The organism is Pseudomonas sp. LBUM1673 (genome assembly GCF_059695645.1).
Genome location: NZ_CP166780.1, coordinates 6,696,329 through 6,722,946, shown reverse-complemented (window position 1 = coordinate 6,722,946; position 26,618 = coordinate 6,696,329). Strand labels below are relative to the sequence as shown.

Below are 26,618 nucleotides of genomic sequence, written 5' to 3'. Positions count from 1 at the left end.
AAGGTTTTTCATGGTGTTTTTCACACGCTTGATCGTTTTGCTGGCAGCGGTGTTGCTCAACGGTTGCGAGCGACCGGACGCGCCGCCGCTCGATCAGCAACTCTATATCTGGCAACGGCAATGGACGCCAGCCCATGACGCCGCGTTACGCGACAGCCGTGCCGATTTCTCGACCTTGCGCGTACTGGCCTTGCAGGCGTTTCCGCAGGCCGGCTGGAGCCGGGCGCGGATCGATCCGGCGCTGCTCAAGCGTGATGGTCGACCGCTGATTGCAGTGATTCGTCTGGATGGCCAGCTCAAGGAGCTGGATCAGGACGAGGTCACGGCGCACATCCAGCAGGTGCTCAGCGATTGGCAAGGGCAGGGGCTGATCCTCTCCGGCGTGGAAATCGACCACGATGCGGGCAACGCCCGGCTACCGGCCTACCGCGAATTCCTCACGCATCTGCGCACTGTTCTGCCGGCTTCTGTGCCACTGAGCATCACCGCGTTGCCGGCCTGGCTCGACAGCCCTGAATTGCCGGCGTTGCTGGCGACGGTCGACAGCAGCGTATTGCAGGTGCACGCGGTGAGCGATCCACGGCGTGGGCTGTTCGACCCGGATCAGGCCCGGCAATGGGCCAAAGCCTGGAGCCGCATCACGTCGAAACCGTTTTATCTGGCGCTGCCCGCTTATGGTGTGGCGTTGTTGCCGGTGGCCGGTGGCGCGCCGGTCGTGGAAAGCGAAGTGCCCATCGAGCGGGGCGGCAAACGCCGGGAGTTGCTGGCGGACCCACTGCAACTGAGCGAACTCGGTGCCGAGTTGCGCGCCGATCCTCCGGCTCATCTGGTCGGGCTGATCTGGTTTCGCCTGCCGCTAGTCAATGATCGCAGGGCCTGGAGCCTGACGACGCTAATCGCTGTGGCGCGTGGCGATACGCTCGACAGCCGCGTGGGGCTGAAGCTCTCGGCGCAGGACGGACTCTACGACATCAGCGTCAGCAACCAAGGCAACCTCGACAGCGCCTGGCCCGAACGCCTGACACTGGCGGTGCAGGGTTGCGAGGGCGCCGATGCGTTGGCCGGTTATGCATTGCAACAGCGCCCGGATCTGCTTACCTTCACCCGCCTGCGCGAGGGTCGAATCCCGGCCGGCGGGCAGCGCGCCATCGGTTGGGCACGCTGCGCAAATATTGATCAAGGAGGTTCGAATGTTCACCCGTAACTGGCCCCGCCATATGCTTTGCCTGAGCCTCAGCCTGCCGTTGGGTTCGGCGCTGGCCTGCGGGCCGGACTTCCCCATGCGTCTGCTGGACAACCGTGGCCAGTCACTGGCGGAGCTGCCGGAAGGCAACTTCAATTTTGAGATCAACCGCCTCGGGCATGCCATCGCGGGACTGAAAAGCGCCACGGCTGCCACTCATAGCCCGGATTACGGTTACGGTGATGCGCCTGATTATGCCGATCAGCGGAACACAGCCGAACAGGCCGGTTTGACACCTGAGCAGCAAGCGCTGGTGCAACAGCTGCGCAGCCTGACCGATGCCCATCAGGTTGAAGAACAAGGCGTGAGCCTGCCGGCCGAGCACAAACTCTATCTGGCGGGTGCCGTGGCGTTCAACGCCGGTGACCATGGCTTGGCCGCCGAATACTTTCAGAAAGTGCTGGCGTTGCCGGCGGATCAACGCGCGTTGCGCAGCACCTGGGCGGCTTACTCGTTGGGGCGGGCACTGTTTGCCATGAGTTCAGAGGCGGATGCCGGCGCGGACCTGTTGACCCAGTCCCGCAAAGCCTTCGAGCAGACTCGTCAGCTGAGTATCGACGGCTTCAGCGACCCGTTGGAATTGGGTGTTGCCAGCCTCGGTGAAGAAGCGCGAGTGGCCCGCACCGCTGGCGATTGGGATAGTGCCATCGAACTCTACGCCACGCAGAACCTACACGGTTCGGCAGTGGGCTATAGCTCATTGAAGTTGTTGACGGCCGATCTGGCCGCGATGCCCGACGATCAACTGGCCGTGTTGCTCAAGGGCAAAACGGTACAGCAACTGGTGACGGCGTCGTTGATCAGTCGACTGGGCTGGTCATTTGGTGATCAGCCACCGAGCGAACAGAAACTGATCAAGCTGCTGCAAACCAGCACCCGCGGCAGCCTGGATAACGCGGATCGCCTGGCGGCGATGAATTATCAACAGGGCGATTACGCCAGCGCCAAAGCCTTCCTTGAACAGGCCGGTGACGGTGGCCTCGCGTGGTGGTTGCGGGCGAAGCTGGCGTTGCGTGATGGCGACAAAAACGCGGCCGCGGCGGCCTATGCCAAGGCAGCCCAGGCCTTCCCGCAAAATGAGTCCTGGGGCGAACGGCGGACCCCGGACTGGGATTACGAAACGGTGCAGCCCAAGTGCCGGGTCGACGGCGAAAGCGCGATCCTGGCGCTGCAACGCGGGGATTACCTGCAAGCCTTCGATCAGCTCTATCGCAGCCAAGGCATCTACTGGTTCGACGCGGCCACCGTTGCCGAGCGGGTGCTGACCCTCGATGAACTCAAGCAGTACGTCGACACTCAGGTGCCCGCACCGCCGCCGCTCACCCAGCAGGATCGCGACAATTATGTGCCGTTGTCGGTAGCCGCGAACCTGCGCAATTTGCTCGGGCGGCGCCTGCTGCGTGAAGGGCGTTATGACGAAGCCCCGGCTTACTTCGACAACGTCGATCTGCAGAACAAGGCCAAGGCGTATGGACAGTTGCGTCAGGAAGCGGACGCGGCCTGGTGGCCGACCAAACGTGCCGCGGCGTTGTTCAACGCCGCTTCGACGGCACGCCAATGGGGAATGGAGCTTCTCGGCTACGAAATGGCGCCGGATTACGCCACGTTCGGCGGTAATTACAGCCTTGAGAGCCGTGAGCTAAAGGTCGGCCCGTTAGTGGCTGAAGATGAAGTCCTGCGTCAGCAAACCAGTGCCGCTCAACCCGATGAGCGCTATCACTATCGTTATGTCGCAACGGCTTTGGCCAGTCGTGCTGCCGATAATCTGCCTCATACCAGCCAGGCTTTTGCGGCGGTGTTGTGTGCGGCGGCGGGGTGGAACACCAGTCTTGAAGAAGAAAGTGCCTTCTATCAACGGTATGTAAAAGAAGGGCCGTACGTGGATTGGGCGGAGAACTTCGGTCACCAATGCCCTTATCCCGACTTTGAAAACGCCAGCAAACGTTATGTAACCCAGGCCACCGATGCTACGCGTTCGATGCTGCGGCCCTATAAGAAGCCGGTGCAAGTAGGCACTATCGTGGCGATCACGGCGGCGGCTTTGCTGCTGATCAGTCGCCGCCGTCGTAGAGCGCGATAACCTCAACCCTCAAGCCTGCTGCACAAATGTCAGCCGCACCGCGAAGCCGATCAGCAGGCTGCCGAACAACCACTGCTGCACCCTCTGGGCCGATGGACTGCGTTGCAGCCAGCGGCCCAGTGCGGCGCCGACCAGTGCGTAGGCGCTGTCGAACAACAATCCGACACCGACCAGCATCATGCCCAGCGTCGCAAATTGCGCGAGCACTGGCCCGGCGTGCGGCTCGATGAACTGCGGCAACAGCACCGAGCAGAACAGCAGCGCCTTGGGGTTGAGCAGATTGGTCAGCAAACCGCGTTGGATCGCCTCGCGCCAATGCGGTTTTTCGGTGGTTGCGTCTGTACCCTTCAAGCTCGGCAGCATCGTGGTGCGCAGGCACTGAATGCCGATCCACAGCAGGTACGCGGCCCCGGCCAGGCGCACCACGTCGAAGGTCCAGGGCGCTGTCTTGAACAGCGCGGCCAAACCCAATGCCGCTAATGCCACATGACAACCGCGCGCTACGCCCAGCCCCAACGCCGTGGCCAGCGCCGCGCCTTTGCCCTGACGCGCGCCGGTCTGCAACAACAGAATCATGTCCGGGCCGGGCAACAGGTACACCACCGCCAGTGCCATGAAAAACAGCCAGAGTCCTGCCATGTTGCACCCCATTCGTTGTCGATTTTGTGGGATCAGTCTATGGCTGAAAAGCAGGGCAGGTGGTTGCGTAGTCAGCTTCTAAAGCTTCCATATTTGGCATAACCTGCCATTTTTTGATGATCGAACCATCAGGATCTGCCAAACCATGAAACTGGACGCCTATGACCGCAAGATTCTCGCGGCGCTGCAACGGGACGGTCGCCTGAGCAACGTGCAATTGGCTGACGAAATCGGATTGTCCGCCTCGCCCTGTTTGCGTCGGGTACGGATGCTGGAGGAAGCCGGAGTGATTCGCGGCTATCAGGCCAATCTGGATCGAGATGAAGTGGGCCTTGGGCTGACAGTGTTTGTCGGGGTCAAAGTCGAACGACACAACGATGAACAGGCCGAAGCCTTTCGCTTGGCCGTGACGGCATTGCCTGAGGTGATTTCGGCGTTCCTGGTGTCAGGGGAATCAGATTTTCTGCTGCAAGTGGTGGTGCCGGATTTGCGCGCCTATGACCGTTTTCTCACCGGACGACTGCTGAAATTGCCGGGTGTGAGCGACATCCGCAGCAACTTTGCGATTCACACAGTGAAGACGCCGGGGGCATTGCCGTTGGAGCATTTGCCGCTTTAGACCGAGTCGACCCATTCGCGAGCAAGCCCGCTCCCACAGTAGATCGTTGTCGAACACAAAATCTGCGTTCACTGATTATCTACTGTGGGAGCGGGCTTGCTCGCGAAAGCGTCAGTTCAGTCACCACCAAATCATCGGCCCTACATCTGCGTCGCCATCCCCTCCACATCCATTGCCGCCTGGCGCAAGGCTTCGGAGCGGGTCGGGTGTGGATGACAGGTCAGGGCGATGTCTTCGGCCGAGGCGCTGAACTCCATGGCTACGCAATATTCGCCAATCATTTCACTGACGCTCGGGCCCACAAGGTGCACGCCGAGGACTTCGTCGGTGCGCTCATCGGCCAATACTTTGGCGAAGCCTTCGGTTTCGTGATTGATCTTCGCCCGGCTGTTGGCGGTGAAGGGAAATTTGCCGACCTTATAGGCGCGACCTTCGGCCTTCAGCTGTTCTTCGGTCTTGCCGACGCTGGCCAGCTCCGGTTTGGTGTAGATCACGCTGGGGATCAGGTCGTAATTGACCTCGCCGGCCTTGCCGACGATTTGCTCGATGCAGGCCATGGCTTCGTCTTCGGCCTTGTGGGCGAGCATGGGCCCCGACGTCACATCACCGATAACCCAGACGCCAGCGGCCTCGGTGCGGTGGCCCTTATTGGCGAGCATGCCGCGTTTGTCCGTGGCGAGACCGACGTTCTCCAGCCCCAGGCCTTGGGTATAAGGGCGTCGACCAATGGCCACCAACACGTAATCGGCGTCAAGTAACTCGGCGGTGCCACCCGCGGCCGGTTCGACGCTGAGCTGAACACCGCTCGCCGACGTCGTGGCGCTGGTGACTTTCGAACTCAACTTGAAGCTGATGCCTTGCTTGCTCAATGAGCGCTGAAGGGTCTTGCCCGCTTCGTCATCCACACCGGGGCAGATCCGATCGAGAAATTCGACTACCGTCACCTGAGCGCCCAGGCGCCGCCATACCGAGCCCAGCTCCAGGCCGATCACCCCGGCACCGATCACCACCAGGCGCTTCGGTACTTCGTCCAGCGACAGGGCGCCCGTGGAGTCGAGGATGCGTTTGTTATCGATGTCCACGCCGGGCAGGGGAGTGGGTTCGGAACCGGTGGCGATCACGATGTCCTTGGCGCTCAGCTCGGTCTTGGTGCCTTGGCTGTCGGTCACCGTGACTTTGCCCGGCCCGTCGATGTGGCCCCAGCCCTTGATCCAGTCGACTTTGTTTTTGCGAAACAGAAACTCGATGCCTTTGGTCAGCCCGGTAACGCTTTCATCCTTCTGTTTCATCATTTGAGCAAGGTTGAGGACAGGTTTGACCTCAATCCCCAGGTTGGCGAATTCCGCCCCCATGGCCGCGTCGTAGAGTTCGGAGGCATGCAGCAGGGCCTTGGACGGCATGCAGCCGACATTCAGGCAGGTCCCGCCCAAGGTGGCGCGGCCTTCCACGCATGCCGCTTTCAGGCCCAGCTGGCCGGCGCGGATCGCTGCGTTGTAACCGCCGGGGCCTGCGCCCAGAATCACGACGTCATAGGTGCTCATAGTGGTACTCCTGGTGAAAGGGGGCAGGATCGATAAAAAGTAGCCTTTGATAAAAATTACGAACGTAATATGTGCGTTTCGAGCCATTTCGGTCAAGGCTTCAGCTTGGCGACAGGTTCAGCGCTTTTAGATAGAGCGATTTACGACGAATATTTCACCACTTTCGTTATATCGTAACGAATTGTGATGTGAGCGATGGCTGGGGTGGTATGCAAGTCGATCTCGATGGCGATGGAGCACAGATAGCAGGGCTGCCGCGCTTTCAGCAGGCGGTCGTTCAAGGACGTCGATTGCGACAATTGGCAATCGGTTTGGGTGCCTTGGCTGGCACAGGGTTGGTGCTGGCGTTTTTTGTCGGTCTGTTTGCGCCGCAGTCGCTTTGGTCGGCGTTGCTGGTCAATCAGAGCGCCGGTTTGTTGGTGCTGGTTGCCGGCCTGCAATCGGCCTGGTGGGTAACGCAGTGGCGCGCACGGGCGATGAATCCGGCCGTGTTGGTGCCGGTGGCTGTCGCTGAAGAAGTTGTTGCCGGCGAAGGCTGGTACGAGCGGTTGCTGGACCGGATCAGTCAGCGTTGGTTGCGCTTGCTGGGGCAGATCGGTGCACCGACGCTTTGGCTTGGCGGCTGGGCGTTGTTGACGTTGTACAGCGTCGGGCAAGTCTGGAATCTGACCTTGCCGCCCGCTGCGCTGGGGTTGTCGGCCAGTGTCGGCGCCGCGCTGTCGTTGCTGCTGGCTTTCGGTTTGCTGGTGCTGGAACGGCAACTGGCGCAGGAAAACGCCGCCCAGTGGCCGGAAGCAGGGCCGTTGGCGCAGCTGACGCGGGTGGCGATTATTTGTCTGGTGCTCAGCGCATTGTGTTTATTGTTCGGCAGCGAAACATCGGTCTGGCCGGTGCGTCTGGCGGTGCTGATCGGTTTGCTGCCGGGGCTGGTCGCCATCGAGTTGCTGCTGCGCGCCGTGTTGTCGCTGTTCAGTCCCCGTCGTGAACAACTTGAACCGGCCTTGCTGGCGCGAAGCTTCGTCGCCGACATGCTGCGCTGGCCGCCGCAGCCTTTGCTCGCATTGCAGCACGAACTGCACAACCGCTTCGGTATCGACCTGCGACAAATCTGGGCCTTCACCTACATGCGCCGGGCGTTTTTGCCGGTGCTGGCGGTGGTGGCTATCGTCGGTTGGTCGCTCACCGGCATTCACGAAATTGCGCTGCAAGGGCGCGGTATCTATGAGCGTTTCGGCAAACCGGTGGAGGTTTTCGGTCCTGGTTTGCACGCCGGTTTGCCGTGGCCGCTGGGCCGCGTGCTGAGCGTCGAAAACGGTGTGGTCCACGAGTTGGCTACCAGCGTGGGCGAAACGTCAGCACAGGTCGCGGCCGAACCAGCCGAAGGCCCGGCACCAGCGATTGCCAATCGCTTGTGGGACGCCAGCCATGTGAACGACAAATCCCAAGTCATCGCCAGCAGCCGCGCCGACAAACAGAGCTTTCAGATCGTCAATATGGACGTGCGCTTCGTCTATCGCATCGGCCTGAATGATCAGGCGGCGCTGGCCGCGACCTACAACAGCGCCGACGTGCCAACGTTGATCCGCAGCACCGCCAGCCGGATTCTGGTTCACGACTTCGCCTCGCGAACCCTTGATGGTTTGCTCGGCGAGGACAGGGTAGGGCTTGCCGAAGAGATCGGTCGTGCCGTGCAGGTGGACCTTGAAAAACTCGACAGCGGCGTGGAAATTCTCGCCACGGTGGTCGAAGCCATCCACCCGCCAGCGGGGGCGGCCAACGCTTATCACGGCGTGCAAGCGGCGCAGATTGGTGCTCAGGCATTAATTTCCCGTGAGCGCGGTGCAGCGGCGGAGGCGACCAACCAGGCGCAGTTGCAGGCCAGCATCGCTCGCGATCAAGCCACGGCCAGTGCGCATGAAATCAACTCGAGCGCTCAGGCCGCCGACCTGAAATTTGCCGCCGAGCGAAAGGCTTTTTCCAGCGCCGGCCAGGCCTTTGTGCTGGAGCAATACCTCAGTCAACTGACCCAAGGTTTGGCCAACGCCAAGCTGCTGGTTCTCGATCATCGTCTGGGCGGCAGCGGTAATGCGCCGACCATCGACCTACGTACATTTACGCTGCCGGCTGACCCTGCGCCATCGCGTAATACCGTTCTGCCAGGAGCCGTCCATTGAGCCAGCCGACGCCTACACACAATCGCGATCACGATGATCACGCCGGCCACGATCACGGCCATGGCGGACATCTCCACGGTCATCACCATCATCACCACGGTGATCCATACGAAGCTGGCTCTTTCCCGTGGCGGCGAATGGGTTGGGCGGCGTTGCTGGTGGCGTTTGCCATTGCGGCAGCGAGCCTGGTGCAAGTGCGTTCGGGAGAGGCCACGGTGATCACTCGCTTCGGTAATCCATCGCGGGTATTGCTGGAACCGGGTCTTGGCTGGCGCTGGCCGGCACCATTCGAAGCGGCGATCCCGGTGGATCTGCGGCTGCGTACCACCTCCAGTGGTTTGCAGGATGTGGGCACGCGCGATGGTCTGCGCATCATCGTGCAAGCCTACGTGGCTTGGCAGGTGCAGGGTGATCCGGACAACGTGCAACGCTTTATGCGCGCCGTCCAGAACCAGCCGGACGAAGCGGCGCGGCAGATCCGCACCTTTGTCGGCTCGGCGCTGGAAACCACCGCCAGCAGTTTTGATCTGGCCAACCTGGTGAATACCGACGCCAACCAGGTGCACATCGCCGATTTCGAAGCACAACTGCGTCAGCAGATCGATCAACAGTTGCTCACCACTTATGGCGTGCGAGTGCTGCAAGTCGGCATCGAGCGTTTAACCCTGCCGTCGGTGACGCTCACCGCGACTGTCGATCGTATGCGCGCCGAGCGTGAAACCATCGCGACTGAACGCACGGCCATCGGCAAGCGCGAAGCCGCGCAAATCCGCTCCGCGGCCGAGCGTGATGCGCGAATCGTGCAAGCCGATGCGACGGTGAAAGCCGCGGACATCGAAGCCCAATCCCGCGTCGAAGCTGCGCAGATTTACGGCCGTGCCTACGCCGGTTCACCGCAGCTCTACAACTTGCTGCGTTCTCTCGACACCTTGGGCACCATCGTCACGCCGGGCACCAAACTGATCTTGCGCACCGATGCCGCGCCGTTTCGGGTGTTGGTTGACGGCCCGCCGACGCTCGATAACAAGTCCGGGTCGCAGCCATGAGTTTAGTTCCACGTGGAACAAATGAGTTGAGCAGCCCCTGGATTCAGGCCGGGCGCTTGGCTTTTTTGGCGCTTTACGCCGTGACCGTGCTGGCTGCGTTGGCGTGGGCATTTTCCAATGTGCGGCAAATCGACCCGCAAAATCGTGCCGTGGTGCTGCACTTCGGCGCACTGGATCGCATTCAAAATGCCGGTTTATTGTTGGCATGGCCGCGTCCGTTCGAGCAGGTAATCTTGTTGCCTGCGGCGGATCGGGTGATCGAGCGTCGGGTGGAAAATCTGCTGCGCACGGATGCTGCATTGCAGGCGGATCGAGTCGCGAGTTTCGCCACGCCCATCAGCGATGCGCTCGCCGGTTCCGGTTATCTGTTGACCGGTGATGCGGGCGTGGTGCAACTGGATGTGCGGGTGTTCTACAAAGTCACCGAGCCTTATGCCTTCGTTCTTCAGGGTGAACATGTGTTGCCGGCACTGGATCGGCTGGTGACCCGCAGTGCCGTGGCGCTCACCGCCGCGCGAGACCTGGACACCATTCTGGTGGCTCGACCGGAACTGATCGGCGCCGACAATCAGGCGGCGGAGCGTCGCGAACGTCTGCGTGGCGATCTGGTGCGGGGTATCAATCAACGCTTGGCCGAACTGACGGCGACCGGGCAGGGCTTGGGCGTCGAAGTGGCGCGGGTCGATGTGCAATCGAGTTTGCCCGGCCCTGCGGTGAACGCTTTCAACGCGGTATTAACCGCCAGCCAGCAAGCTGATAAAGCCGTGGCCAATGCACGCACTGAAGCCGAGAAACTGACCCAGAGCGCCAACGAACAAGCCGACCGCGCGCTGCAAGTGGCTCACGCTCAAGCCAGCGAACGACTGGCCAAAGCCTCCGCCGACACTGCCACTGTGCTGGGTTTGACCAAGGCGCAACAGCAGGGCATCGACCCGCAAATGCTGCTGCGTATTTACCGTGAGCGAATGCCGAAGATTCTTGGTCAGGCCGGTTCGGTGACCACGGTCGATCCGAAAGACGATTCGCGCCTGATCATTCAGGGAGCTGCACAATGACTGCCCACACCGCCGCCGCACCAAGCATGTTGTCCTCGGCAGAACAACGTAGCGCCGCGCGCCAGTTGACCTTGGCCATGCTTGCTCTGGGCTTGCTTGCGTTGGGCCTGACCTGGCGCTGGTTGTCACCGGAGCAGACCGGTGTCAGCCAATTGCTGTTGGGTTTTGCTTCTTTGCTGGTGGCCGTACCGGTCATGCGCTCGGCGTGGTACAGCCTGCGTTATCCGAGCCTGCACGGGATCACCGATCAGCTGATTGCCCTGGCCATGCTCGGTGCCTGGGCCACAGGCGATCTGCTCACCGCGGCACTGCTTCCGATCATCATGATATTCGGTCACGTGCTGGAAGAGCGCAGCGTGATCGGTTCCCAGGAAGCGATTCACGCCCTCGGCAAACTGACGCGCAGCCATGCGCGAAAGATCCAGGCTGACGGCTCCGTCGTCGAAGTCGACAACGGCACGCTCAAGGCCGGTGACCTCGTGGAGGTGCGTGCCGGTGATCGAGTGCCGGCGGATGGTCGGGTGCTGTCTGGTCAGGCAAGCCTCGACACCGCATCGATCACCGGTGAGTCGGTGCCAATAGATACTGGTGTGGGCATGTCGGTGTTCGGCGGGGCGATTAACCTCGATGGCCTGCTGCGCATTGAAGTGACCCGCACGGGCCACGAATCGACCTTGGGTAAAGTCATTGCGTTGATGCAAAGCGCGGAGCGTTCCAAACCACCGATCACGCGTTTGCTGGAACGCTATGCCGGCAGTTACATGGTGTTGGTGCTGCTACTGGCCGCCGTGACCTGGTTCATCACCAACGATGCTCAAGCGATGCTCGCGGTGTTGGTGGCCGCTTGCCCTTGTGCGCTGGTGTTGTCGGCACCGGCCACGGCCATTGCCGGGGTGGCGGTGGCGGCACGGCACGGGATTCTGATTCGCAGCTCGGCGTTTCTTGAAGAGTTGGCTGACCTGACGTCGTTGGTGGTCGACAAGACCGGAACCCTGACGTTCGGCACCTTGCGCCTGCAATCGATCGACAGTCCGTTGGAGGATCGCAGTCACGTACTGAAACTCGCTGCCAGTCTCGGTTCCGCCAGCAGTCACCCGGTCAGCCGCGCCTTGGCTGGGTTGGTTACTCAGGAACACTTTCTGCTGCTCTCTGACATTCATGAGCGTCAGGGGCTGGGTGTAGTGGCGATGACCGAGCAGGGCGAAGCGGCCCTCGGTCGTCCGGAGCTGTTCGCACAATTGGGCATCGCCACATCAGCGGTTCCCGAACACGACGGCCCTATCGCCGGGCTGGCACTCAACGGTGAATTTCTCGCCTGGCTGTTGCTCGCTGACAGCGTCAAACCCGAGGCGCGGTTTGCCCTGAGTGAGTTGCGTGAATTGGGTTTGGGTCGTCAGCTGTTGCTCACCGGGGATCGCCAAAGTGTTGCGCACACGCTGGCCCGGGATGTGGGCATCAGCGATGTCGAAGCCCAGGCCTTGCCGGAGGACAAACTCAACCGCGTGCTGAAAGAAATCGGCAGCGGTTTCCGGCCGATGGTGGTGGGAGACGGCATCAACGACTCCCTGGCGCTCAAGGCCGGTGTCGTCGGCGTGGCCATGGGTGCGGGCGGCGCGGACATCGCGCTGGCTTCGGCCGATATCGTGTTGATCGGCAGCGACCTGCGCCGGCTCGGCACCTGTGTGCGCTTGAGTCGCCAATGTCGGCAGACCTTGCAGGTCAACGTGATTATCGGGTTGGGCTGGACCCTGGCCATCGTCGCGTTCGCCGCATTCGGCTGGCTTGGCGCGGCTGGGGCGATGATTGCCGCGCTGTTGCATAACTTGAGTACGTTATTAGTGCTCGGTAATGCCGGGCGTTTGCTACGCTTTCAGGAACCCCTACTCAAGCTTAAGGATGAGGTGTGAGCGTCTACAACTTTTCAGAACTGTGTGCCGGATTTGTAGTCATCTAGGGTAAGGCGGTCATTTTCAAGGGTCGCCCGTTGGCTGGCTTCACTGTTGTGGCAACACCGGGAATAGAAAAAGGCTATTAAATCGATAGCCTGCTATTTTTCAAGGATGGTCTACCCTCAGATTTGACGTCTGAAACAAGGGGGACTTTTCATGCTCGCGCAACTTCCACCGGCCTTACAGAATCTGCAATTACCACTTCGCTTGCGACTGTGGGACGGCCATGAGTTCAATCTGGGGCCGACGCCCAGCGTCACCATTGTGGTCAAGGACCCACACATGGTTACCCAGTTCACTCATCCCAGCCTCGACGCACTGGGGGCGGCGTTTGTCGAAGGCAAGCTAGAGCTGGAAGGCTCCATCAGCGACGTGATTCGTGTTTGCGATGAATGGAGTCAGGCGCTGATCAACGAGGACGAAGATGAGCAACCGGTGCGCTCGGTTCACGACAAGGAAACCGACGCCAAAGCCATCTCTTACCACTACGACCTCTCCAACGCGTTTTACCAATTGTGGCTCGACAGCGACATGGCGTATTCCTGCGCCTATTTCGAGACCGGCAGTGAAACCCTCGAGCAAGCCCAGCAGGCCAAGTTTCGCCACTTGTGCCGCAAGCTGCGGTTGCAACCAGGCGAATATCTGCTGGATGTCGGTTGTGGTTGGGGCGGGTTGGCGCGGTATGCGGCTCGGGAGTTCGGCGCGAAGGTGTTCGGGATCACGCTCAGTAAAGAGCAATTGGAACTGGCCCGCGAACGGGTGAAAGCCGAAGGTCTGGAGGATCAGATCGAACTGCAACTGCTCGACTACCGCGATTTGCCTCAGGACGGGCGCTTCGACAAGGTGGTCAGCGTCGGCATGTTCGAACACGTTGGCCATGCGAATCTTGCCGAGTACTGCAAAACCTTGTTCGGCGCGGTGAAAGAGGGTGGCCTGGTGATGAACCACGGGATCACCGCCAAACACATCGACGGTCGTCCGGTCGGGCGCGGTGCCGGTGAGTTCATCGAGAAGTACGTGTTCCCTAACGGCGAGCTGCCGCACCTGTCGATGATTTCGGCCGAGATCAGCGACGTGGGTCTGGAGATCGTCGATGTCGAAAGTCTGCGCCTGCATTACGCGCGAACCCTGGACCACTGGAGCGAACGCCTGGAAGACAATCTGGAAGCCGCCGCCAAGCTGGTCCCGGATCAGGCACTGCGGATCTGGCGGTTGTACCTGGCAGGGTGCGCCTATGCCTTCGCCAGAGGCTGGATCAACCTGCACCAAATCCTCGCGGTGAAAACCCATCCCGATGGCAGCCATGAACTGCCGTGGACCCGCGACGACATTTACAATTAGAGAATCGGTGAAATAAGCCGGGCGATGCGCATGCCAACCTGTTGCAGGCGGTGGGTTTCCCGGCTTTCTTCTTTGGCGATTTCGTGAGCCTGGGCGAAGTCGTCGTTGAGCATCTGTTCTACTTCGGCGGCAAACGCACTGTCGACCGTCAGCAACATCACTTCGAAATTCAACCGGAACGAACGGTTGTCCATATTGGCGCTGCCAATGGCGCTGATTTCGCTGTCGATCAACACCACTTTCTGATGCATGAACCCCGGCTGGTAACGGAATAGGCGCACGCCAGCACGTACCGCTTCGAAGGCGTAAAGGCTGGAAGCGGCGTAGACGATCCGGTGATCCGCCCGTGATGGCAACAAAATCCGTACATCCACACCACGCAACACTGCCAGTCGTAACGCGGCGAACACCGCTTCGTCGGGGATGAAGTAAGGGGTGGTGATCCACACCCGTTCCGTCGCCGCATGGATGGCTTCGACGAAGAACAGCGAACAGGTTTCGTAGGAATCCGCCGGGCCGGTTGCCAGCAATTGGCAGAGCACGCCGTCATCCGGATAAACCTCCGGCAAGATCAACGGCGGTAGCGAACGGGCCGCCCAGAACCAGTCTTCGGCAAAGGATTCCTGCATGCAGGCCACCACTGGCCCGCGCACTAGGACGTGGGTGTCACGCCATGGCGCAAGGGGTGGTTTCTCGCCCATGTACTCGTCGCCGACGTTGAGCCCGCCGACAAAACCGACAATCCCGTCAATCACTACGATCTTGCGGTGGTTGCGGAAATTGACCTGAAAGCGGTTGAGCCAGCCGCTGCGGGTGGCGAAGGCTTTGACCTCGATACCGGCATCACGCAACGGTTGCACATAACCGTGGGGCAGGGAGTGGCTGCCGATGCGGTCGTAGAGCAAGTAAATCGCCACGCCCTCGGCAGCTTTCTTCGTCAGCAGTGTGTGCAGGCGTTGGCCGAGGCGGTCGTCGTGGATGATGAAGAACTGGATCAGCACCGCTTGCCGGGCGTTGCTGATGGCGTCGAAAATCGCATCGAAGGTAGCCTGGCCGTCGATCAACAAGCGCACTTCGTTGTTCGCCAGACACGGCATGCGTCCCAATTTAGGCATGGCCCGCAAAGAGGCGTAAGCGCTGGAGGCACGAGCAGTCAGTGCCTCTTCTACCCAAGGGCGCCAGTTCAGCTCGGAGATTGCCTTGCGCATTTCCTCGTTGGCTTGCCGCCGGGCCTTGATGTAGCCATCGAAGGTGCTGCGGCCGAAGACCAGATAAGGAATAAGCGTGAGATAGGGAATGAACAGCAGTGACAGAGCCCAAGCGATCGAACCCTGAGCGGTCCGAACGGTCAATACGGCATGGATGGCAGCGATCAAACCCAGCGTGTGCAGCAAAGCGATCAGATAGCCGAAAACATGCGGTCCAAAATAATCCATGGGGCAGCCTTGCTCCTGAAGATTCAATGCTTAACAGACCATGTTCCGTGCAGAATGTCGCTATTTAATTGGTCCATGAACCGAAGCCCGTGGCTGACGTCTAACGGCCACTAATGATCAGGAGTTACTCGATGAACGTTCGTCTGCTGGGTTTGGCCATGGCGCTTGGTTTGGCACTTCCTGTGGCCGCTCAGGCGCAGATGTTGCAACCGGGTTTGTGGGAAATGACTTCAAGCAACATGAAGGTCGATGACCAGAACCTGCCTGATCTGCAACTGATTCTCGGCCAGATACAGAGTCAGATGACCCCTGAACAGCGCGCGCAGCTGGAGAAGCAGGGCATCACCATGGGCGGCAAAGGGATTCGGGCCTGCCTGACACCTGAGCAGGTGAAGACCGATAACATTCCACTGACGGACCCTCAATCGGGCTGCAAGCAGGAAATCACCGAGCGTACCGGCAACCAGTGGAAATTCCGTTTCAGCTGTCCGAAAGCGCAAGGTGCGGGTGTCGCCACATTCCTCAGCGATCGTGAGTTCACCACCAAGGTCAACGGCACCTTCAACGCCACCGGCATTCAGCAGAAGGGTAGCCTCGATACTCGCGCTGTGTGGTTGGGCCAGGATTGCGGGACCGTTAAACCACGAGCTTAAAAGCTTCGCGGGCAAGCCTCGCTCCTACAGGGTATCAATGTCGTTTCGTGATCGTGCGAACGACACAAATCCTGTAGGAGCGAGGCTTGCCCGCGAAGGCGTCCGTTTAGTCACCTTGAATTGAACAACTCACACACCGCCTCAATCCCTTTCTTCCCGAAATCCTCCCCACTGCTGCTGCGCACGCTGACAAATCCACCGTCCCTTTCCTTCTCTCCCACCACCAACAGATACGGCACTTTCTGGCTGTGTTGGCGAATCTTGTGGCTTATTTTCTCGTTCCGCAGGTCCGAATTGGCACGCAGTCCGCGGCGGCGCAGCGATTCGGTCAATGAGTGTGCATAACCGGTTTGACGTTCATCGATGTTCACGACCATCACCTGTGGCGGCGCTCGCCAGGTGTCCAGCTCCTGTTGGCTGGACCAACACGTGCCGTAGATCCGTTGCTGCGACGTGCCGCTGATATGGTCCAGAGTGATCGCTTGCAATACCTTGGTGGTGGGAACATGCGGGCCTGCGGCAAAACTTTCAAAATCCCCCAAGCGATACAGCGTTAGCCGTTCGGCTGGCGTCGCCCGGGGAGCTGTTTCCCGTCGGATCGAATGGTTGGTCGCCGCCAGTGCATGCATGCGCGCTTCGATAACTGGCAGCTCGTCCAGAGTTAAAGAGCGCTGGAAAGCAAACTCATAAAAGAAACCATCACCCAGCGACGACCCGGCTCGCAACTGTGCATTCGGATGGAGCTGTTTGACGGCCATGGCCAGCATCAGCGCGCAGGAACGGCGATGCTGCTGGCGATCTTGACGATGCGACCGTGGTTTACCAGTAAATCACCGTCGAATTCACGACCTTCGCTCACCAACCGGGCGTTGCGAATCAGCACGCTGCTCATGGTCAGAACTCGTTCTGCAGGGCTTTGTAACCGCGCACCAGATCGACGTTGGTACGCGCCACGTCTTCGGAAAACTCCGAGGCACTGACGCTCACCGGTGGGAACTGCGACAGGTCAGTGTTGGGGCCGATGCGCGTGGTGGAAGGCACGTAGAAGTTTTCAGGCAAGTCACGACCGTCGACCACCGAGTTGTGCCGCACCACGCAACCGTCGCCCACCGCGCAGTTGAACAGCACGCTGTTGAACCCGATGAACACGCGGTTACCGACGGTGCAGGGGCCATGCACGATGGAGCGGTGGGCGATGGAGCTGAACTCGCCGATGGTCACCGCCGCGCCGGACTTGGAGTGGATCACCACGCCGTCCTGGATGTTCGAGTTGGCACCGATGGTGATCGCTTCCATCTCACCGGAGTCGTCCACTTCGTCGGCGCGAATTACCGCGTAGGGGCCGACGAAGACGTTCTCGCCGATCACCACTTTGCCGCAGATGATGGCGGTTTTATCCACATACGCCGACTCCGCAATCGACGGCAGATCGCCGGAAGGATTCTTGCGGATCATGGCTTGCTCAACGCGTCGTACAAGGTGTTGAGGTTGTATTCGAACAGCCCGGTGAAGGTGCTGGCCAGACCGGTTGCCGCAAGAGCATCGGAGTACAACGTGCCGCCGATATGCGCGCCGCTTTCATCAGCGATTTGCTTGAGCAGGCGCGCGTCCTTGATGTTTTCCATGAACACCGCTTTGACCTTGGCCTGACGGATCTGAGTGATCAGCGCAGCGACTTCGGCGGCCGAAGGTTCGCGCTCGGTGGACAGACCTTGAGGCGCCATGAAATCGATGCCGTAAGCCTGACCGAGATAGCCGAAGGCGTCATGGGAGGTCACGATTTTGCGATTACCTGGCGGCAGCGAGCCGAGCTTGGCTTTGGCCTCGGCGAGCAAGGCGTAGATCTTTTTCAGGTAGGCCTGGCTGTTGTGTTCGTAGTCGGCCTTGTTTGCAGGGTCGACGGCGATCAGCGCTTTGGTGATGTTGCTGATGTACAACTCGGTGTTCGCCAGGTTGTGCCAGGCGTGTGGGTCGGGAATGGTTTCGCCGTCTTCATCCAGCGAGCGCGGAATGACACCGTGGCTGGCGCTGATGACCGGGGCTTTGGTCTCAGTGCTGGTCACCAGGCGGTCCAGCCACGGCTCGAAACCTAGCCCGTTCTTGATGATCAGTTTGGCTTTGAGCAATGCCTTTGCATCGTCAGGAGTCGGCTCGTAGGTGTGGGCATCGGCGTCCGGGCCGACCATGTTGGTGATCTGAATATGGTCGCCGCCGACCTGATGAGTCATGTCGGCGAGGATGCTGAAGCTGGTGACTACCTGGAGTTTTTCTGCGGCAGACAACGACATCGACAGCATCAAACTGAACAGCACGAGTAAAGCGCGCATCGGGTAACACCTCATTGGGATGTGAGTAAAGGCGGGCGGCGCAGCAAACCGTGCACCGGACCGAACACCACGGACAGCAGATACAAACCGCCAGCCACCAGCACGATCGCCGGGCCACTGGGCAGCGAGTAGTAGAACGACAGCAATAATCCGAGCCAGACCGAGAGGCAGCCGAGCAGCGCGGCGATGGCCATCAGTGCCGGCAAGCGGCGACTCCAGAAGCGCGAAGCCGCGGCCGGCAACATCATCAAACCGACCACCATCAGGGCGCCGATGGCCTGAAACCCGATCACCAGATTCAGCACCACCAGGGTTAGAAATACTCCGTGAGCCAATGGCCCGAGGCGGCTGACGGTTTGCAGAAAGAGTGGGTCGAGGGTGTCCAGTAACAGGGGTTTGTAGATGAGGGCCATGGCGATCAGACTGAAGCCCGAGACCCAGAGCATGCCGGTCAAGGTCGGCCCATCGACCGCAAGCGCCGAGCCAAACAACAGGTGCAACAGGTCCAGACGCTTGCCGGCGATGCCGAGGATCAGCACGCCGCTGGCCAACGATATCGGGTAGATCGCGGCCAGGCTCGCGTCCTCTCGCAGGCCGGTGCGGCGGGTGATCCAGGCGGCCAGCCCGGCCATGCTCAGACCAGCGCCGAGGCCACCGATGGTCAACGCGGGCAAACTCAAACCGGCGAACCAGAAGCCCAATGCGGCGCCCGGCAAGATGCCGTGAGCCACTGCATCGCCGATCAGGCTCATGCGCCGCAGGATCAGAAACACCCCAAGCGGAGCGGTGCTGCACGCCAGAACAAGACCACCAAGCAACGCCCGGCGCATGAATACGAATTCGTGGAACGGTTGCCAAAGCTGAGCGGCGGCGATCATCAAGCCACCTGCGTCTGGGGTTGTTGGCGAATCAGATCGGTACTGGGGCCGAGGACGCAGCCGCTGCTTTTGATCAATAGGGCTTGTGGGATGTGTTGGCGCACAGCGGCCAGGTCATGACACACCACGACCAGGGTTCGACCTTCGGCATGCCACGCGTGGATGTGTTTCCAGAGCAGCGCCTGGCCGAGTTCGTCGAGCGCGGCGTGGGGTTCGTCGAGCAACAACAAGGGGGCTTCGGCGAGACTCAACCGGGCGAGCAGGGCCCGCTGTAATTCGCCTCCGGAGAGAGCCATCAATGGGCGATGTTCCAGGCCGGTCAGGCACCAGTCTTCCAGCGCTGACTTGAGGCGCTGGCTGCGAATTTCCGGAGCTTGTTTGCTGCCCCAGAAACCAGCGGCCACCAACTCTTGCAGACTGATGGGGAATTGTCGGTCCAGGTGTTGTTGCTGAGGCAGAAACGAAAGGCCGCCTTTGCGTGGAACATCAATGATGACTTTGCCGGCCAGTGGTTTTTGCAGGCCGGCGATGACTTTCAGCAAACTGCTTTTGCCCGAACCGTTGGCACCGATGACGGCGGTCAGGCTGCCCTTGGATAATTGGAAATCCACCGGCGGAGTGAGCGGTTGACCGGGTGCGCCCCAGCGCAAAGCTTGGCACCGGATCATGCGGCCTCCCAATTCCAGCGGGTTTCGGCGACGGCATCGTGGGCGTGAAGACTTTCGGCGTGGACGACTCGCACGTGAAAGGCGTTGATGCCTGGAGAGCGTTTCAGGGCCAGATTCAAACGTCGGGCAGCGTCCTCGCAGAACATCAGGTTCTGTCCGTTGGCGAGGGCGAAAGCTTGTTCGTCAGCACGTTTCACGGCGGTTTGCACCGCGGTGCCGAGGGCTGCTTCCGCGTCGTTGATTGCTGCGATCAGCGGCAGGTCATCCAGATAGTCGTGCAGGCGCAGCTGCAATTGCGCATTGCTGCGTTGGCTATGCGGCGTCGCGACGATACCTCTCGTGGAGCCGAGCCAAGCCAAAACGTCGGCGTGTTGTAATGGCCGATTGGCGAAGTCATCAACGAATTGTTGCTGAATCAATTGTCTCGAAAGTGCTGCTGAGCACGGGCAGGTTGAGGAATAAGGAACGTCGATTTTTAGTTCCACGTGGAACATCGCGTTTTTCAAACTCGCTTTGATGCTCACTGGATAAGTTTTCCAGCCGGCCAGTGGACTGACGAGCGCAGGTCTTTTGAGCAATAGTTCGGTGTGAATTTTTAGGTAAGCGTTGTGGGAAAGTCCTTCATGAGTCTCAAGAAAACTCTGCAAGACTCGCCGCAATAACGCGGGCGAAAGGTTTTCCTGCTCAAGCATTTCCAGCGCCAGATACAGCCGCGACATATGGATACCGCGCGCCTCTCCATCGTCGAGGCTAACGCCTGCGTCGGCTTTGGCACTCAGTCGTTGGCCATCGAACAAAACAGGCAGAGCAATGCCGCACATGCCCACCCAATCGAGTGACAGGGCTTGGCGTGAGGCCTGCGCGGCGATATCCGGCAGAGTCAGCGCATTCATGAGCAGGTCCATCGTAGGAGTTGATTTGGCATGTTATATTATAACAACCAAATCGACGATGCCTTTTTCGTGAGCGGGCTTTCACCATGCACAGACGTCACTTGCTCAATCTGATTCTGGCCAGCGCGGCCTTCGCTTTACCCTTTGGTGCGTCCGCCACACAAATTCGAAATGCACGACTGTGGCGTTCCAACGACAAGCTGCGCCTGGTGTTCGATCTGAGCGGGCCGGTGCAATACAAAACCTTTTCCTTGAGTGCTCCGGAGCGGTTGATCATCGATCTGAGTGGCGCAAGCCTTAGTGGCGACTTTAGTCAGTTGGTGCTCAGCAACACGGTGATTAGCGCGATCCGTTCCGGACATTTCGGTCAGGGCGATACGCGCATCGTCCTTGACCTCAGCGGCCCGGTGCAGCTCAACAGTTTCTTGTTACCGCCGCAGGACGGGCAGGGGCATCGATTGGTGCTCGATCTGAAGAGTGTTGCACCGCTACAGATCGCGGCGCCGTCGGAAAAACGTGAACCCGTCACCGACAAGGCCCACCCCAAGCGCGACATCATCGTGGTGGTCGACCCTGGTCACGGCGGCAAAGACCCGGGCGCGGTCGGTGCCAAAGGTGAGCGGGAAAAAGACGTGGTGCTATCGATCGCCCAACTGCTGGCCAAGCGGCTGCAGCGCGAGAAGGGCTTCGACGTGAAACTGGTGCGCAACGACGACTTTTTCGTCCCGCTGCGCAAACGCGTGGAGATTGCCCGCAAGCACAATGCCGACATGTTCATTTCGGTTCATGCCGATGCGGCGCCGCGTCTGACCGCTTCAGGTGCGTCGGTGTACTGCCTGTCCGAAGGCGGCGCGACCTCGGCCACGGCGCGCTTCATGGCGCAACGAGAGAACGGTGCAGATCTGCTGGGCGCCACCAGCCTGCTCAATCTCAAGGACAAGGATCCGATGCTCGCCGGGGTGATTCTCGACATGTCGATGAACGCCACCATCGCCGCCAGTTTGCAGTTGGGAAGCACGGTACTCGGCAGTCTGGCGGGCATCACCACGTTGCATCAGAAGCGCGTGGAACAAGCGGGATTCGCTGTATTGAAGTCACCGGATGTGCCGTCGATTCTGGTGGAAACCGGCTTCATCTCGAATGCCCGCGACAGCCAGCGACTGGTCACCGCCCGCCATCAGCAGGCCGTGGCAGATGGTTTGTTCGAAGGTTTGCAGCGCTATTTTCAGAAGAACCCACCGATGAACAGCTACATCGCCTGGCAGCAGGAACAGAAAAAGGCGCAGGCCTAGCAGCCGGTCATTCGGCTACACGTGAACTTGCCGCTGCTGCCGCCGGAGCTGGAAAACCGATTGATGGTTGTCCAGCCAACCCGGCGGTTGTAGCCGACCCAGGCTTCGCCATCGGACGCGATGCCAGTGAAGAACGTCAGTTGCCCATAGCGGCTGTTGGTTTGCGCCCATTGGCGTTTGCCGGCCACTTCGAAGCCGCGCAAATAGATCGTGTTACCGACGGTGTTAACGCTGTAGGCATTGCCGTCGGCATCTACGCAAGCCAGCAGATTGGCGCTGCGAGTGCAGTTGGCCAGGCTCGGGACTTGTCCCCAGGCATCGACCGCGATCAGCAACGAAAGGCTCAACAGCGAGAATCTCAGGGTGTTTCCCATGGCATTTCTCAAAGGGACGGACGGGTTAAAGCATCGTGCCCTTTGTCGCGGCGAGCAAGAGGGGAGTGGCTTGTTTGTGTTGTTATACTATAACATAAAGGCACGCCCGCTTTTGTGATCCACCGCCATGACTGAACAAGAACTCCTCGCTCAACCCGCCGCCGATTACATGAACGACGCCCAGCAAGGCTTCTTTCGCGACCTGTTGCTGGCTCAGCGCAGCGAGCTGCAAGAGCGCATTGCCGGAGAGTTCGATGTGTTGCGCGAGCAGGAACCCCACAGCGATCCCGCTGACATTGGCAGCGCCGAAGAACAGCGCCAGTGGCAACTGCGCCTGCTGGAGAGGGAAAAGAAGCTCTTGGACAAGATCGACGAAGCCCTCGAACACCTGGCCCGCGGCGAGTACGGCTGGTGTCGTGAAACCGGTGAGCCGATCGGCCTCAAGCGCCTGCTGCTACGACCCACCGCCACCCTGTGTATTGAAGCCAAAGAACGTGAAGAGCTGCGCGAACGCCATCAACGGGCGATCTGACCGGCCACATCCGATGAGGAATACCTGATGCCCAATCGTCTCCCCGTGACCGTCCTGTCGGGCTTTCTCGGCGCCGGAAAAAGTACGCTGCTTAATTACGTACTACGTAATCGCGATAATCTGCGGGTCGCAGTGATCGTCAACGACATGAGCGAGATCAATATCGATGGCAGCGAAGTTCAGCGCGATGTCAGCCTGAATCGTGCCGAAGAAAAGCTCGTGGAAATGAGCAACGGCTGCATTTGCTGCACCTTGCGTGAAGATTTGCTCGATGAAGTCAGCAAACTCGCCAAGGACGGTCGTTTCGATTATCTGCTGATCGAGTCCACGGGGATTTCCGAGCCTCTGCCCGTGGCGGAAACCTTCACGTTTCGCGATGAAGCAGGGCAGAGCCTGGCGGACATTGCGCGGCTCGACACCATGGTCACCGTGGTCGACGGCATGAACTTCCTGCTCGACTATCAGGCCGCCGAAAGCCTCGCCTCTCGGGGCGAAACCCTCGGCGAGGAGGACGAACGCTCGATCACCGATCTGCTGATCGAGCAGATCGAATTCGCCGACGTGATCCTGATCAGCAAGATCGACTTGATCAGCAGCAGTGAGCGCCAGGAGTTGATCGCGATTCTCGAACGGCTCAATGCCCAGGCCGAAATCATTCCGATGGTCATGGGCGAAGTGCCGCTCAAGAAAATTCTCAACACCGGCCGCTTTGACTTCGAAAAGGCTGCCCAAGCCCCGGGCTGGTTGCAGGAACTGCGCGGTGAGCACGTGCCGGAAACCGAGGAATACGGTATCGCCTCCACGGCTTATCGTGCGCGGCGACCGTTTCATCCACAGCGTTTCTTCAGCTTCATCGACCGCCCGTGGGTGAACGGCAAATTGCTGCGTTCCAAAGGCTTTTTCTGGCTGGCCAGCAAACACAGGGACGCTGGCAGCTGGTCCCAGGCCGGCGGCTTGATGCGCCACGGTTTTGCCGGGCGCTGGTGGCGTTTCGTGCCGAAAAACCAGTGGCCGCAAGACGAAGAAAGCACCGCCGGGATCATGGAAAACTGGACGGCGGCCACCGGTGATTGCCGCCAGGAACTGGTGTTTATCGGCCAGAACATCGATTTCGCGCAACTCACGGTCGAACTCGATAACTGCCTGCTGACGGATGCTGAAATGGCCTTAGGTGTCGAGGGCTGGCAGTTACTGCCCGATCCGTTTGGTCCTTGGCACGAAGAGGCGGCCGCCTGATGTTGGCGCCCAGCCTGAAGCTGCGACCGGTCATTCGTCAGGTTCAAGGTGATACGCCAAAAGCGCTGACCGGAATTCTGGATGACGGCGTAAACCTCGCCCTCTGGCAACGCCAACTCCCGGCGCACATTGCCGATTTCGGTCGTTTGTTGTTGTCCCTGAACGAGCCGCTGGCCGAGTCGCTGTTCCTGGAAATGCCTAGCGATGACGCCGCACCCAATCTCCACGGTTTAGCCTCAGGCTTCAGCGACATCGAGGGCTACGAAGGCTTCATCGCCGACGTTTCCTGGCTGGTCAGCGCCTTTGCCTGCCTGTTGGGCGCCCAGCGTATCGGCCTGCGTCTGCGGGTTCTGGACAAAGCCATGTGCCCGCGTTTCCACGTCGATCATGTGCCGGTGCGGTTGATCACCACCTACGCAGGCATCGGCAGCCAGTGGCTGAAAGAAGGGGCGATGGATCGCCGGCAATTAGGCAAACCTGACGCCGAACCGCAGGACGATTCGCTGATCCAGCAGATTGTCAGCGGCGAAGTGGCACTACTCAAAGGGGAGAAGTGGCACGGCAACGAAGGCCTCGGCCTGATCCATCGCTCGCCGCAGCCGGCGCCGGGCGAGCGTCGTTTGATCCTGACCCTCGACTGGCTGAGTTAACCTTTCAAGGTTTGAGCCAGGTTCCCTGGCTCTGGGCTTCGCAAAACGGCTTCAAATACGCCGCATCGGTGGCCACGCCGTAATAGTGAATATCCTGCCGGTAAGGCATATTGGCGACTTGAGCGTTGCTGCACACCCCGAACGCGCCGGTGGGGCATTGGTCGACATACTGCACCTCGACTTTCTGCCCGGGCAGATTCGGCTGGCAGAAACCATCGGCGAACAGTTTTTCCGGGATGTTGCGGTTTTGCTGGCAGACCTTCACGTCGAGCCGCTCAGCTGTGCTGTGCACTACGCAGGCCTGGGCCAGCGCTTCGCCCGATGTGAGCGCCAGTAGCAACGACCATCCCATCAACCGCATTCTTTACCTCCTCAGAAAACCTCGACCATGTTGCAGAACATTCCCACCCACGTCATTGCCGGCCCTTTGGGTGCCGGCAAGACCAGCCTGATCAAGCACCTGCTGGCGCAACGGCCCGCAGGTGAGCGCTGGGCGGTGCTGATCAACGAGTTCGGCCAGATTGGTCTGGATGCCGCGCTGTTGACCCAGGACGCCGATGGTATCGCACTGGGGGAAGTGGCCGGGGGCTGTTTGTGTTGCGTCAATGGTGCACCGTTTCAGATCGGCCTCGGGCGGTTGCTGCGCAAGGCGCGACCGGATCGACTGTTCATCGAACCCTCCGGGCTGGGACATCCGGCGCAGTTGCTCAGGCAATTGAGTGAGGCGCCGTGGCAAGGCGTCCTGGCTGTTCAACCTTGCGTGCTGGTGCTGGACGCCCAGGCGCTCGCGGCCGGAAAACCGCTACCTGCGGCGCAACAGCAAGCCATGGACAGTGCCGGGTTGCTGTTGCTGAACAAGGCAGAAGGCCTCGACGACAGTGATCGCCAGCGAATCACCGCACAGTTGCCGACACGTCCTTTGTACTGGACGCAGCAAGCTGTCTTGCCGTTGAGCGAGTTACCGGGTCTCAAGACTCAGGCTGTAGCGGGTGTGGATAACTTCATCGTGCCCAAGGGATTGGCGCAGATGCCGGCCATCTGGACCGACCCCGCGCTGCCGATTTGCTTGAGTCAGGCACAAGAGGGCGGCTGGAGCGTCGGCTGGCGCTGGCATCCAGGTCAGACATTCGATGCTGAACTGATCGGAAAGTGGCTTCAGAGCCTTGAATGGCGGCGGGCGAAGCTGGTTATCCACAGCGTCGGGGGGTGGGTGTCGGCCAATGCGCTGGATAACTCGGTGCCGGATTGGCAGCCCAGCGAATGGCGGCGAGATTCGCGTATCGAGTTGATTTTCAGTGAGCAGCAGGCTGTAGAAGTGCTGCAGAAAGGTCTGGCGGGGTGCCGCACCTAGGCAAATTAGCGAGTTTTTGCGCAGTTTTTGAAGGCCTCATCGCGGGCAAGCCCGCTCCCACAGGTACAGTGTGAACCTTGTGGGCGCGGGCTTGCCCGCGATTGGTTTTAACAGACTGACACCCGACTCAGGGACGCCACTTGGTGTGTTCTTGCCGCCACTGGCTCAGTTCAATCACCTCGGCGCGGGGCTTCGCGACATCGACCACCGGCGGTGTGTCGTCGAACGGCATCGGGTAGGGCGCGAGCTCGATCTGTGCGCTATGGGCACCGAACTGGGTGATGGTGCCAGTGTGGCGGGTTTCGCCGGTCACGGTGAATTCAAAGTTATACACACGGGCCAGGCGCCGACGGCCGTTGGCATCTTTAATGAAAGCGATCTTCTTCAAGGCCACGTTGCCGTCCAGCAGCTCGATCCGCAGCTTGGCGCAATGCTGCGTGACCCGCTCCAGTGCGCGTTCGCGCAAGCCGTGGTTGTGCCACAACCACGCGCCACCGGTGGCGAGCAGCATTAGCACGAAGATATTTCCGAGGGTCAGCATCAACGGGGTGCTCCAACAAGATAGTGCCAGCTTAACTGCGTCGCCGGTCTGTCGTACAGGCTGCGTTTAGTCGCATACTGCGCGGCTCGAATTTCAATCG

Annotated in this window: 25 protein-coding genes and 2 pseudogenes; 14 read left to right on the top strand and 13 right to left on the bottom strand. The window is 60.2% G+C overall.

The window, feature by feature from the left end; genetic code table 11:
- Positions 1-10 precede the first annotated feature (10 nt).
- Together ACA044_RS30740 and ACA044_RS30735 are read left to right on the top strand one after the other, a co-directional pair.
- On the top strand, positions 11-1,204 hold the full coding sequence (locus ACA044_RS30740) for a DUF3142 domain-containing protein (protein ID WP_497444576.1): 1,194 nt from the start codon (positions 11-13) through the stop codon (positions 1,202-1,204).
- Positions 1,191-3,323, top strand: a complete 2,133-nt coding sequence (locus ACA044_RS30735) for a hypothetical protein (RefSeq protein WP_497444575.1) — start codon at positions 1,191-1,193, stop codon at positions 3,321-3,323. The genes ACA044_RS30740 and ACA044_RS30735 overlap by 14 nt, the downstream gene beginning before the upstream one ends.
- A 9-nt stretch (positions 3,324-3,332) precedes the next feature.
- Here the strand turns inward: ACA044_RS30735 and ACA044_RS30730 are convergent, their stop codons facing one another.
- On the bottom strand, positions 3,333-3,962 hold the full coding sequence (locus ACA044_RS30730; RefSeq protein WP_497444574.1) for a LysE family translocator: 630 nt from the start codon (positions 3,960-3,962) through the stop codon (positions 3,333-3,335).
- 145 nt (positions 3,963-4,107) lie between these two features.
- Here ACA044_RS30730 and ACA044_RS30725 point away from each other — a divergent pair, with 145 nt between their 5' ends.
- Positions 4,108-4,581: an Lrp/AsnC family transcriptional regulator gene (locus tag ACA044_RS30725; protein WP_038980472.1), complete on the top strand. Its 474-nt coding sequence runs from the start codon at positions 4,108-4,110 to the stop codon at positions 4,579-4,581.
- Positions 4,582-4,721: 140 nt separating this feature from the next.
- Here ACA044_RS30725 and lpdA read toward each other — a convergent pair whose 3' ends face one another.
- Entirely contained in the window at positions 4,722-6,122 is a 1,401-nt protein-coding gene (gene lpdA, locus ACA044_RS30720; protein ID WP_497444573.1) for a dihydrolipoyl dehydrogenase, read from the bottom strand.
- 209 nt (positions 6,123-6,331) lie between these two features.
- On the opposite strand from lpdA, the gene hflK (ACA044_RS30715) reads away from it, so the two are divergent.
- The 5 genes from hflK (ACA044_RS30715) (at position 6,332) to cfaB (ending at position 13,687) form a co-directional block, all read left to right on the top strand.
- The gene (gene hflK, locus ACA044_RS30715; RefSeq protein ID WP_497447335.1) at positions 6,332-8,296 is read left to right on the top strand and encodes a protease modulator HflK; all 1,965 of its coding nucleotides are present in this window, start codon (positions 6,332-6,334) and stop codon (positions 8,294-8,296) included.
- Complete coding sequence (gene hflC / locus ACA044_RS30710; protein ID WP_497444572.1) at positions 8,293-9,342, top strand: protease modulator HflC; 1,050 nt, start codon at positions 8,293-8,295, stop codon at positions 9,340-9,342. The genes hflK (ACA044_RS30715) and hflC overlap by 4 nt, the downstream gene beginning before the upstream one ends.
- On the top strand, positions 9,339-10,397 hold the full coding sequence (gene hflK, locus ACA044_RS30705) for a protease modulator HflK (protein WP_497444571.1): 1,059 nt from the start codon (positions 9,339-9,341) through the stop codon (positions 10,395-10,397). Before hflC ends, hflK (ACA044_RS30705) begins: the two co-directional genes overlap by 4 nt.
- Positions 10,394-12,304, top strand: coding sequence for a cation-translocating P-type ATPase (locus ACA044_RS30700; protein ID WP_497444570.1), 1,911 nt, complete (start codon positions 10,394-10,396; stop codon positions 12,302-12,304). The genes hflK (ACA044_RS30705) and ACA044_RS30700 overlap by 4 nt, the downstream gene beginning before the upstream one ends.
- Before the next feature lie 198 nt (positions 12,305-12,502).
- A complete protein-coding gene (gene cfaB, locus ACA044_RS30695) occupies positions 12,503-13,687 on the top strand; it encodes a C17 cyclopropane fatty acid synthase CfaB (RefSeq protein WP_497444569.1) in 1,185 nt (394 codons plus the stop codon).
- Here the strand turns inward: cfaB and cls are convergent.
- The gene (gene cls / locus ACA044_RS30690) at positions 13,684-15,123 is read right to left on the bottom strand and encodes a cardiolipin synthase (protein WP_497444568.1); all 1,440 of its coding nucleotides are present in this window, start codon (positions 15,121-15,123) and stop codon (positions 13,684-13,686) included. The two genes, cfaB and cls, sit on opposite strands and share 4 nt — an antisense overlap.
- Before the next feature lie 131 nt (positions 15,124-15,254).
- Here cls and ACA044_RS30685 point away from each other — a divergent pair, with 131 nt between their 5' ends.
- The gene (locus ACA044_RS30685) at positions 15,255-15,776 is read left to right on the top strand and encodes a DUF3617 domain-containing protein (protein WP_497444567.1); all 522 of its coding nucleotides are present in this window, start codon (positions 15,255-15,257) and stop codon (positions 15,774-15,776) included.
- Between the two features lie 110 nt (positions 15,777-15,886).
- Here the strand turns inward: ACA044_RS30685 and ACA044_RS30680 are convergent.
- From ACA044_RS30680 to folE2, 7 genes and pseudogenes are all read right to left on the bottom strand, one after another.
- Positions 15,887-16,561 (bottom strand): annotated as a pseudogene (locus ACA044_RS30680) (His/Gly/Thr/Pro-type tRNA ligase C-terminal domain-containing protein); the annotation flags it as partial.
- A pseudogene (locus ACA044_RS30675) lies at positions 16,561-16,668 on the bottom strand (hypothetical protein); the annotation flags it as partial. The pseudogenes ACA044_RS30675 and ACA044_RS30680, both read right to left, overlap by 1 nt.
- Before the next feature lie 2 nt (positions 16,669-16,670).
- Entirely contained in the window at positions 16,671-17,231 is a 561-nt protein-coding gene (locus ACA044_RS30670; protein WP_497444566.1) for a gamma carbonic anhydrase family protein, read from the bottom strand.
- Positions 17,228-18,103, bottom strand: a complete 876-nt coding sequence (locus ACA044_RS30665; RefSeq protein WP_497444565.1) for a metal ABC transporter substrate-binding protein — start codon at positions 18,101-18,103, stop codon at positions 17,228-17,230. The genes ACA044_RS30670 and ACA044_RS30665 overlap by 4 nt, the downstream gene beginning before the upstream one ends.
- 11 nt (positions 18,104-18,114) lie before the next feature.
- Positions 18,115-18,981 (bottom strand): metal ABC transporter permease, encoded by an 867-nt coding sequence (locus ACA044_RS30660; protein ID WP_497444564.1) that lies wholly within the window; start codon positions 18,979-18,981, stop codon positions 18,115-18,117.
- Positions 18,981-19,649 (bottom strand): metal ABC transporter ATP-binding protein, encoded by a 669-nt coding sequence (locus tag ACA044_RS30655; RefSeq protein ID WP_497444563.1) that lies wholly within the window; start codon positions 19,647-19,649, stop codon positions 18,981-18,983. Before ACA044_RS30655 ends, ACA044_RS30660 begins: the two co-directional genes overlap by 1 nt.
- Positions 19,646-20,542, bottom strand: a complete 897-nt coding sequence (gene folE2, locus ACA044_RS30650) for a GTP cyclohydrolase FolE2 (RefSeq protein ID WP_497444562.1) — start codon at positions 20,540-20,542, stop codon at positions 19,646-19,648. The genes ACA044_RS30655 and folE2 overlap by 4 nt, the downstream gene beginning before the upstream one ends.
- Before the next feature lie 86 nt (positions 20,543-20,628).
- Here folE2 and ACA044_RS30645 point away from each other — a divergent pair, with 86 nt between their 5' ends.
- Entirely contained in the window at positions 20,629-21,834 is a 1,206-nt protein-coding gene (locus ACA044_RS30645) for an N-acetylmuramoyl-L-alanine amidase (protein ID WP_497444561.1), read from the top strand.
- Here the strand turns inward: ACA044_RS30645 and ACA044_RS30640 are convergent.
- The gene (locus ACA044_RS30640; protein WP_497444560.1) at positions 21,831-22,208 is read right to left on the bottom strand and encodes a glutamine synthetase; all 378 of its coding nucleotides are present in this window, start codon (positions 22,206-22,208) and stop codon (positions 21,831-21,833) included. The two genes, ACA044_RS30645 and ACA044_RS30640, sit on opposite strands and share 4 nt — an antisense overlap.
- A gap of 127 nt (positions 22,209-22,335) precedes the next feature.
- Between ACA044_RS30640 and dksA the strand changes: the two genes are divergently transcribed.
- From dksA to ACA044_RS30625, 3 genes are read left to right on the top strand one after another with little or no spacing between them, the layout of a single operon-like run.
- Entirely contained in the window at positions 22,336-22,740 is a 405-nt protein-coding gene (gene dksA / locus ACA044_RS30635) for an RNA polymerase-binding protein DksA (RefSeq protein ID WP_217856960.1), read from the top strand.
- 27 nt (positions 22,741-22,767) lie between these two features.
- A complete protein-coding gene (gene zigA, locus ACA044_RS30630; protein WP_497444559.1) occupies positions 22,768-23,976 on the top strand; it encodes a zinc metallochaperone GTPase ZigA in 1,209 nt (402 codons plus the stop codon).
- Positions 23,976-24,626, top strand: a complete 651-nt coding sequence (locus ACA044_RS30625; protein ID WP_497444558.1) for a DUF1826 domain-containing protein — start codon at positions 23,976-23,978, stop codon at positions 24,624-24,626. Before zigA ends, ACA044_RS30625 begins: the two co-directional genes overlap by 1 nt.
- Before the next feature lie 4 nt (positions 24,627-24,630).
- Here the strand turns inward: ACA044_RS30625 and ACA044_RS30620 are convergent, their stop codons facing one another.
- A complete protein-coding gene (locus tag ACA044_RS30620; protein WP_008073576.1) occupies positions 24,631-24,987 on the bottom strand; it encodes a hypothetical protein in 357 nt (118 codons plus the stop codon).
- A 27-nt stretch (positions 24,988-25,014) separates the two neighbouring features.
- Here ACA044_RS30620 and ACA044_RS30615 point away from each other — a divergent pair, with 27 nt between their 5' ends.
- Entirely contained in the window at positions 25,015-25,977 is a 963-nt protein-coding gene (locus ACA044_RS30615) for a CobW family GTP-binding protein (protein ID WP_497444557.1), read from the top strand.
- Positions 25,978-26,104: 127 nt separating this feature from the next.
- Here ACA044_RS30615 and ACA044_RS30610 read toward each other — a convergent pair whose 3' ends face one another.
- Entirely contained in the window at positions 26,105-26,518 is a 414-nt protein-coding gene (locus ACA044_RS30610) for a DUF3301 domain-containing protein (protein ID WP_497444556.1), read from the bottom strand.
- Positions 26,519-26,618: the final 100 nt, after the last annotated feature.